At 45.7% G+C, this 693-nt stretch carries 1 protein-coding gene; it reads left to right on the top strand.

What is annotated here, in order from left to right:
- Positions 1-685: IS3 family transposase (locus tag FW758_RS24700; protein ID WP_446446839.1), on the top strand; the 685-nt coding region annotated here is incomplete at its 5' end.
- Between the last annotated feature and the right edge of the window lie 8 nt (positions 686-693).

Genomic DNA, 693 nt, shown 5'->3' with positions numbered 1-693 from the left:
GAATCGTGAAATGGTGAAAAAATTGCGCAAGGAAGGCTACCAGGTTGGTCGCTATCTCGTTCGTAAAATTATGTACCGCCTTCGACTCAAAGCAACCCAGCGACGTGCTTACAAGGTGACTACGCAGCGGAAACACTCAGATGCAGTGGCAGATAACCTGTTAAACATGAACTTTAATCCAGTATCGGCTAATCAGGTCTGGGCGGGTGACGTGACCTATTTAAAGACGGGTGAAGGCTGGATGTATTTGGCAGTGGTGATGGATTTGTATTCACGCCGGATTGTGGGATGGCACATAGATAAACGCATGACCACAGATTTGATATCTAAGGCATTAATAAAAGCCTACAACCTGCGACAACCGGCCAGAGGGTTGGTATTTCACAGTGACCGAGGCTCGCAATATACCAGTAAGCAATTCGGTAGGCTGCTATCGAGCTATGGTATCCGAGCCAGCATGGGTGATGTGGGGGCGTGTTGGGATAATGCCGTTGTTGAGCGATTCTTTGGCAGCTTAAAACACGATTGGATTTTTAAAGTTAATCAACCAACAAGGGAGTTTATGAAGCAAGATGTGACTGCTTACATGAAATATTACAACTTGGAGCGGCTGCATTCTGCTAATGACGATCTGTCACCGGTAGAGTTTGAAAATTCTCAAGTAAAAGTGTCCAGTTTGGGTTGACCAGTACA

It is taken from the genome of Shewanella sp. 1180_01 (genome assembly GCF_052850535.1).
Note: the sequence above shows the minus strand (reverse complement) of the source record. Positions and strands in the feature narration are given on the sequence as shown.